Annotated in this window: 7 protein-coding genes; 5 read left to right on the top strand and 2 right to left on the bottom strand. The window is 73.1% G+C overall.

Going from position 1 to position 8,036, the window contains the following annotated elements:
* Position 1 precedes the first annotated feature (1 nt).
* Together mtrA and mtnA are read right to left on the bottom strand one after the other, a co-directional pair.
* A complete protein-coding gene (mtrA, locus tag ACZ6WH_RS29375; protein WP_030250475.1) occupies positions 2 to 679 on the bottom strand; it encodes a two-component system response regulator MtrA in 678 nt (225 codons plus the stop codon).
* Positions 676 to 1,848: an S-methyl-5-thioribose-1-phosphate isomerase gene (gene mtnA, locus ACZ6WH_RS29380; RefSeq protein WP_469731941.1), complete on the bottom strand. Its 1,173-nt coding sequence runs from the start codon at positions 1,846 to 1,848 to the stop codon at positions 676 to 678. The genes mtrA and mtnA overlap by 4 nt, the downstream gene beginning before the upstream one ends.
* Positions 1,849 to 2,063: 215 nt before the next feature.
* Here mtnA and ACZ6WH_RS29385 point away from each other — a divergent pair, with 215 nt between their 5' ends.
* From ACZ6WH_RS29385 to ACZ6WH_RS29405, 5 genes are read left to right on the top strand one after another with little or no spacing between them, the layout of a single operon-like run.
* Positions 2,064 to 3,500, top strand: coding sequence for a DUF7847 domain-containing protein (locus tag ACZ6WH_RS29385; protein WP_469731943.1), 1,437 nt, complete (start codon positions 2,064 to 2,066; stop codon positions 3,498 to 3,500).
* A 28-nt stretch (positions 3,501 to 3,528) separates the two neighbouring features.
* Positions 3,529 to 4,197, top strand: a complete 669-nt coding sequence (locus ACZ6WH_RS29390; RefSeq protein ID WP_469731944.1) for a DUF4129 domain-containing protein — start codon at positions 3,529 to 3,531, stop codon at positions 4,195 to 4,197.
* Positions 4,194 to 5,459 carry a DUF4350 domain-containing protein gene (locus ACZ6WH_RS29395; protein WP_469731946.1) on the top strand — a complete coding sequence of 422 codons (1,266 nt, stop codon included), beginning with the start codon at positions 4,194 to 4,196 and terminating at the stop codon, positions 5,457 to 5,459. The genes ACZ6WH_RS29390 and ACZ6WH_RS29395 overlap by 4 nt, the downstream gene beginning before the upstream one ends.
* Positions 5,419 to 6,405: an AAA family ATPase gene (locus ACZ6WH_RS29400; RefSeq protein ID WP_469731975.1), complete on the top strand. Its 987-nt coding sequence runs from the start codon at positions 5,419 to 5,421 to the stop codon at positions 6,403 to 6,405. The genes ACZ6WH_RS29395 and ACZ6WH_RS29400 overlap by 41 nt, the downstream gene beginning before the upstream one ends.
* An 8-nt stretch (positions 6,406 to 6,413) precedes the next feature.
* Positions 6,414 to 7,724 carry a DUF58 domain-containing protein gene (locus tag ACZ6WH_RS29405; protein ID WP_469731948.1) on the top strand — a complete coding sequence of 437 codons (1,311 nt, stop codon included), beginning with the start codon at positions 6,414 to 6,416 and terminating at the stop codon, positions 7,722 to 7,724.
* The last annotated feature ends 312 nt before the right edge of the window (positions 7,725 to 8,036 follow it).

Here is an 8,036-nt window from a genome sequence, read left to right on the forward strand (position 1 = left end):
GTCAGCTGGGTCCGGCCTTGTAGCCGACGCCGCGCACCGTCACCACGATCTCCGGCCGCTCCGGGTCCTTCTCGACCTTCGAGCGGAGTCGCTGGACGTGGACGTTGACCAGTCGGGTGTCCGCGGCGTGGCGGTACCCCCAGACCTGCTCCAGCAGCACCTCACGGGTGAAGACCTGCCACGGCTTGCGCGCCAGCGCCACCAGCAGATCGAACTCCAGCGGCGTCAGCGCTATCGACTGCCCGTCCCGCTTCACGGAGTGCCCCGCCACGTCGATGACCAGGTCACCGATGGCCAGCTGCTCCGGCGCCGGCTCCTCGGACCGCCGCAGCCGCGCCCGGATCCGGGCCACCAGCTCCTTGGGCTTGAACGGCTTGACGATGTAGTCGTCCGCTCCCGACTCCAGCCCGACCACCACATCGACGGTGTCGCTCTTGGCGGTGAGCATCACGATCGGCACACCGGACTCGGCCCGGATCAGCCGGCACACCTCAATGCCGTCCCGTCCGGGCAGCATCAGGTCGAGCAGTACAAGGTCGGGCTTGGCCTCGCGGAACGCGGCGAGCGCCTTGTCGCCGTCCGACACGAACGACGGTTCAAAGCCTTCGCCGCGCAGCACGATGCCGAGCATCTCTGCCAGTGCGGTGTCGTCGTCGACGACCAGGACGCGTCCCTTCATTCGGCCATCATCCCATTACCTGATCGTGACTTACCGAATCGTGACGTGGAACACACCTCCGTGAGGGCATCCCGGGTGACCGGCGACACCACCCCCGCCTCGGTCACGATCGCGGTCACCAGCTCCGCGGGGGTGACATCGAAGGCCGGGTTGTAGGCCTGGGCGCCCGGTGGCGTGACCGGGAGCGAGACGCCCGCCTCGGCGCCCGTGACGGGTACATGCGGCAGCGAGATATCGGTCACTTCGTACCCGGCCCGCTGCTCCACCTCGATCAACGCACCCTCCTCGGTCTCCGGATCCAGCGTCGTGGTGGGGGCGACCACCACGAACGGCACGTGGTGGTAACGCGCCAGAACGGCCAGCGGATAGCTGCCCACCTTGTTGGCGACCGCGCCGTCCGCTGCGATCCGGTCCGCGCCGATCAGTACGGCGTCCACCTCGCCCGCCGCGAAGAGCGACCCCGCCGCCCCGTCGGGCAGCACTGTGTAGGCCATGCCCGCCCGCGCCGCTTCGTACGCGGTGAGCCGCGCACCTTGCAGCAGCGGCCTGGTCTCATCCACCCACAGGCGTCGCAGTTCTCCCGCCCGGTGCGCCGCCAGCGCCACGGCGAAGGCGGTGCCCTCGCCCCCGGAGACCAGCGCGCCGCTGTTGCAGTGCGTGAGGATGCGGTGACCGCCGCCCGGCAACAGCTCGCCGAGCAGCTCCAGCCCGTGCTCCGCCATCCGCGCGCTGGCCCGCGCATCCTCGGCGTGTACGGCCCGGGCCTCGGCCAGAGCGGCCGCCGCGGCCTTCTCGCCGGTGCTCCCGGCGGCCAGCGCCTCCTCGTACGCCGCCCTCGCGCGCCGCACCCCGTACGCGAGGTTGACGGCGGTCGGCCGGGCGTACGACAGGGTCGCGGCGGCCTCGGCCACGTCGAACCCGCGGGCCGCCGCCAGGGCGACGCCGTACGCCCCGGCGATGCCCAGCAGCGGAGCGCCGCGCACGGCCAGCGTCCGGATCGCCTGGACCAGCGCCGGCACGTCCGTGCAGACCAACTCCGTCTCCTCGGCGGGCAATCGTGTCTGATCCAGCAGGACCACCACCGGTCCTTCGGGCGGCTCCTCCCAACGCAACGCGGGGATCGCGGGTGCCTCGGCACCCGCCTGGGGTACTCCGTACGGATCGGCCATCCGCTCAGTCTGCCGCCAGCGGCGGTGGAAGCAGAAGGTCTCCCCGCATGTCCCGGACAACTGTCGCGGGAACCGGAACATCTCGGCCCGGCACCGGAAGAGCCCCTCCTGACAAGGGGGCCGGTACGAAACCGGACTTGCCATGGCACGATGACTGGCACCGCGGATCCCGGAACCCGACCGCCGCCGCGGACGGGCAGTGAGAAGGAGCGACGATGAACAACTCTCCGGGCTGGGCCTCGCCCGGATCCCCCTCCGACGAGCCGGACCGCGGCCCCCAGGAGCAGCCCGCACCGCCCAAGCAGTCCGCCGACCCGCAGCCCGCCGACGCGCCCGTCCCCGAGAAGGGCGCGCCGGATCAGCAGCCGTCCGCCCAGTGGGCCAAGAAGCAGCCGCCGGCCGGACAGTGGTCCGCGCCCGGCGGTGACGCACCGGCCGATGGCACGCCGGGCGCCGGCGGCCATGGCGGATCCGCACCGAACGACGGCGGTCCGGGCTGGAACCCACCGGGCGGCCCCGGGCCACAGGGCGGCCCCGGCGGTCAGCCCGGCCGGGGCGGGCACCAGGGGCGGAACGGTCAGCCCGGCCCCGGCGGCCCCCAGTGGGGCGGCGGCCAGTCCGGCTGGGGCGGCGCCTGGTCCCCGCCGCCTCCGGCGGCCAAGCCCGGCGTCATCCCCCTGCGTCCGCTCGGCATCAACGAGATCCTGGACGGCGCGGTGGCCACCATGCGGGCGCACTGGCGCACCATGATGGGCATCTCGCTCGTCGTCGCCGTGATCACGCAGGCCGCCGCCACGGTCGTGTCGGGCGTGTGGTTCCAGCGCGCCGACAGCCTGGCACTCGGGACCGACCCGAACGCGGACCTCGACAAGGTCATGCGCGAGGCCGGCGGCCAGCTCGCCGCCAGCGGCATCACCTGGTTCATCGCCATGCTCGGCACCGTGATCGTCACCGCACTGATCACCATGGTCGTCAGCCGTGCCGTCCTGGGCCGCCCGGTCTCGATCGGTGAGGCCTGGCGGGACTCGCGTCGCCAACTCCCCCGCCTCTTCGGCCTGCTCATCCTCCTCCCCCTGCTGATCCTCGCCATCATGACGGTCTGCCTGGTCCCGGGCATCGTCATCGCCGCGGCGGGCGCCGAGCCGGCCGGCCTGGGCCTCGCACTGCTGGGCGGCCTCGCCGCCCTGGTGCTCGGGGTCTGGCTGTGGATCCGCTACTGCCTCGCCGCGCCGGCCCTGATGCTGGAGAAGCAGGGCGTCATCACGTCCATGCGCCGCTCCGCCAAGCTCGTACGCGGCGCCTGGTGGCGGGTGCTGGGCATCCAGCTGCTCACCGTACTGATCGTGGTGATCGTGGAGTTCATCGTCCAGATCCCGGCCACCGTCATCGGCATGCTGCTCGGCGGGGACAGCGCGGCGGACTGGATGAACGGCTCCGCCGGCACCGGCTGGACGTTCCTGATCGTGGTCGGTATCGGCGCCGTGATCAGCTCCACCGTCACCTTCCCGATCAGCGCCGGCGTCACCGCGCTCCTCTACATGGACCAGCGGATCCGCCGCGAGGCGCTCGACCTCGAACTGGCGCGCGCGGCCGGCCTTCCCGGCTACGGCGCCGACGCGTCCCCCGCCGCCGGTCCCACGCCCGGGAGCTGATGCGGTGACGGCCGGGGGGAGAGTCGCCGTGCTCGCGCAGCAACTCGCGGGCACCGGCGACGACGGGCCCATACGGACGCCGCGCGTCCCCGCCCGGGAGGCGGCGGAACACGAACTGTCCAAACCGCGGTACCACGAGTACGACCCCAACCCGCTCCAGCGTGCCCTGAACTGGCTCTGGCGGCGCGTCGACGACCTGTTCAACGCGGCTGCCGGGGCCACCCCCGGCGGCTGGGTCGGCCTGCTCGTCATCGCCCTGGTCGTCCTCTTGCTGATCGTCGCCCTCCGGCTGCGGCTCGGCGCCCTGCGCCGCACTCCCACCACCGGCCCCGCGCTCTTCACCGACCGGCCACGCACCGCCGCCGAACACCGCACGGCCGCGGAAGCCCACGCCGCCCGCAGCGAGTGGACCCCCGCCGTACAGGAACGGATGCGGGGCCTCGTCCTCGCCCTGGAGGAACGCGCGCTGCTCACGTCGGCCCCGGGGCGTACCGCCGACGAGGCAGCCACCGAATCCGGCCGCGCCTTCCCCGCCCACGCCGACCGGCTGCGCGCCGCCGCCCGGACCTTCGGCGCCGTCACATACGGCCGACGGGCTGCCACCGCCGAGGAATACGCCCTGCTCAGCGCCCTGGACACGGACCTGAGCAACGACAGGCCGCAGCTCACCACCGCCCAGGCCGGGGCCGCCGGATGACCACCGCGACCGGGTACGCCACCTCCGTCTCCCCCACCGCCGCCAGGATCTGGTCCCGCTCCCGGGGCCTGCTCATCGCGCTCCTCGTCCTCGCCCTCGGTGGCATCTCCATCGCGGCACTCAAGTCCGACGAACAGCACGGGCGCCTCGACCCGCTCTCCGCCGACCCCGCCGGCAGCCGCGCGCTCGCCACCCTGCTGTCCGAACGGGGCGTCAGCACCCGTGTCGTGACCAGCACCCGTGAAGCAGCCGACGCGGCAGGCCCGGACACCACCCTCCTGGTCACCGACCCGAACCTGCTGACCGGCAGCCAGCTCGGCACCCTGCGTACGGCCACAGGCCGCGCCGCCGGCCGCACCGTCCTCCTCGCGCCGGATCAGCAGGCGCTCGGCTCCCTCGCCCCCGGTGTCCGGACCGCCGAACCCACCGACGTCGCCGTGCGCCCACCCGACTGTGCTCTGCCAGCCGCCCGCCGCGCCGGCGACGCCGACCTCGGCGGGACCCGCTTCACCGGCGCAGGCCCCGGCGCCGACCGCTGCTACTCCGTCAACGGCCTGCCCACCCTGCTGCGCCTGCCGGGCAGTTCGGCCGACGACACCGGGCCGACGGGCGGTACCCGGGCGACCGCCGGCGACACCGTCCTGCTCGGCGCCCCCGATCTGCTCTACAACCACCGCCTCGACGAACGGGGCAACGCCTCGCTCGCCCTGCAACTCCTCGGTTCGCACCGTCATCTGGTCTGGTACCTCCCCTCCGTAAGTGATCCCGCGTCCGCCCAGGACGGCGAGCGCTCCTTCCTCGACCTCATCCCCGCCGGCTGGCGTTGGGGCCTGCTGCAACTGGCCCTCGCCGCCGTACTCACCGCACTCTGGCGGGCCCGCCGGCTCGGCCCCCTAGTCCCCGAGCGGCTCCCGGTCACCGTGCCCGCCGCCGAGACGACCGAGGGCCGCGCCCGCCTCTACCAGCAGGCCGGCGCCCGCGACCAGGCCGCCGCCGTCCTGCGCTCGGCCACCCGCACCCGGCTGGCCCCTCTCGTCGGCGTGCCTCCCCTCCACGTCGACAGTGCCGACGTCCTCGTACCGGCCGCCGCCGCCCACCTCACCGCGGACGGCACATCCTCCGGAGCCCTGCAGGCCCTGCTCTTCGGCCCCGCGCCGGCGGACGACAAGGCCCTGGTCCAGCTGGCCGACCGACTCGACGACCTCGAACGCTCGATCCTTCATCAAGAGAGGCACGCACCTCGTGAGCACCCCGACAGCTGACAGCGCCCGAGCTTCCCTGGAAGCCCTGCGCACCGAGATCGCCAAAGCCGTCGTCGGCCAGGACTCCGCCGTCACCGGCCTGGTCGTCGCGCTGCTCTGCCGAGGCCACGTCCTGCTCGAAGGCGTACCCGGCGTCGCCAAGACCCTGCTCGTACGCTCCCTCTCGGCAGCGCTCGACCTGGGTACGAAGCGCGTACAGTTCACCCCCGACCTGATGCCGAGCGACGTCACCGGCTCGCTCGTCTACGACGCGCGCACCGCGGAGTTCTCGTTCCAGCCGGGCCCCGTCTTCACGAACATCCTGCTCGCGGACGAGATCAACCGGACGCCGCCCAAGACGCAGGCGTCCCTCCTCGAAGCCATGGAGGAGCGACAGGTGACCGTGGACGGGACGCCGCGGCCCCTGCCCGAGCCGTTCCTGGTCGCCGCGACCCAGAACCCGGTGGAGTACGAGGGCACCTATCCGCTGCCCGAGGCGCAGCTCGACCGCTTCCTGCTCAAGCTCACGGTCCCGCTGCCCGCCCGTCAGGACGAGATCGGCATCCTCACCCGGCACGCCGAGGGCTTCAGCCCGCGCGACCTCGACTCCGCCGGCCTACGCCCCGTCGCCGGCGCCGCCGACCTCGAAGCCGCCCGGGCAGCCGTCGCCAAGACGTCCGTCTCCCCCGACATCGCCGCCTATATCGTCGATATCTGCCGTGCCACGCGTGAATCCCCCTCGCTCGCACTCGGGGTGTCCCCCCGAGGTGCCACCGCACTGCTCTCCACGGCCCGCGCCTGGGCCTGGCTGACCGGCCGCGACTACGTCACCCCCGACGACGTCAAGGCCCTGGCCCTCCCCACACTGCGCCACCGCGTCCAGCTCCGCCCCGAAGCGGAGATGGAAGGAGTCACGTCCGACTCCGTCATCTCCGCGGTCCTCTCCCACCTTCCCGTCCCCCGCTGAGCCACGCCATGGCCCTTACCGGACGCACCGCGCTCCTCGCGGCTCTCGGCGCACTCGTCGTCGGTCTGCTGCTCCCCGGCTGGACGGGCATTCTCGCCGTCCAACTCACCTTGCTTGCAGCAATTTTGTGCGACCTGTCACTCGCCGCGCCAGTGCGAAAGCTGCAGTTCACCCGTACTGGTGACACGTCAGTTCGACTAGGTGACGCTGTCCCCACACACCTCACTGTCACCAACCCCACCGGACGCCCCTTGCGTGCCGACCTCCGCGACGCCTGGCCGCCCAGCGCCTTCCACCCCGGTACCGAATTCGCCGCCTCCCGGCACCGGCTCCGGGTCCCCGCTGCCGAGCGCCGCCGCGTCACCACCGCCCTGCACCCCACCCGCCGCGGCGAACACCACGCCGTACGCGTCACCGTCCGCTCGTACGGACCACTCGGCCTGGCCGCCCGCCAGGGCAGCCACCACGTCCCGTGGGCGGTCCGCGCCCTGCCGCCGTTCACCAGCCGCAAGCACCTCCCCGCCAAGCTCGCCCGGCTGCGCGAACTCGACGGCCGCACCAGCATCCTCACCCGCGGCGAGGGCACCGAGTTCGACAGCCTGCGCGACTACACCCCCGGCGACGACACCCGGTCCATCGACTGGCGGGCCACCGCACGGCAGCGGACGGTCGCCGTACGCACCTGGCGTCCCGAACGGGACCGCCACATCCTCCTCGCCCTGGAGACCGGCCGCACGTCGGCCGGCCGCGTCGGCGACATCCCCCGCCTCGACGCCGCCATGGACGCCGCCCTGCTCCTCGCCGCGCTCGCCTCACGCGCCGGCGACCGCGTCGACCTGCTCGCCTACGACCGCCGCGTACGCGCCGCCGTCCACGGCCGCACGGCCCGCGACGTGCTGCCCGCGCTGACCGACGCCATGACGCCCCTGGAGCCCGAACTCGTCGAGGCCGACGCCCGGGGCCTCGCTGCGGCCATCCGCCGCAGTGCGCCCCGCCGCTCCCTCATCGTGCTCTTCACCGGTCTCGACGCGGCTCCGGTCGAGGAGGGCCTGCTCCCCGTACTCCCGGGTCTCACCCGGAACAACGAGGTCATCGTGGCCGCCGTGGCCGACCCGCGCATCGAGTCGCTGGCCCGCTCCCGCCACACCCCGGCCGATGTGTATGCCGCGGCCGCCGCCGAACGTACCCGCGCCGAGCGCCACCGCACCGCTGACCGCCTCCGCGGCCACGGCATCACCGTCGTCGACGCGACGCCCGCCCGGCTGGCCCCCGAACTCGCCGACGCATACCTCGCCCTCAAGTCCTCCGGCCGGCTGTAAGAGGGGCCAGCGGGAACTCGGAAGGGAAGGCCCCGCCCCCGGGGGCCGAGGAGTCTCGCTCGCCTTCTCTCCTGAATGGCTCAGGTGGAATGGCCCGGGAAGTTCACGCGCGTGCCGTACACCGCTCTCAGCCGGCGTACGAGGCTTGCGACGCGTCGCACCGGCACCCGTACCCAGAGGAAGGGCATCTGAAGAAGGGCGTGCGGAGGCAAAGGGCTCCGGAACGCAGAAAAGCCCCGCACCATACGGTGCGGGGCTTCCCCACAATGATTGTTCGGCGGCGTCCTACTCTCCCACAGGGTCCCCCCTGCA

This window comes from Streptomyces sp. NPDC050806 (assembly GCF_055586425.1).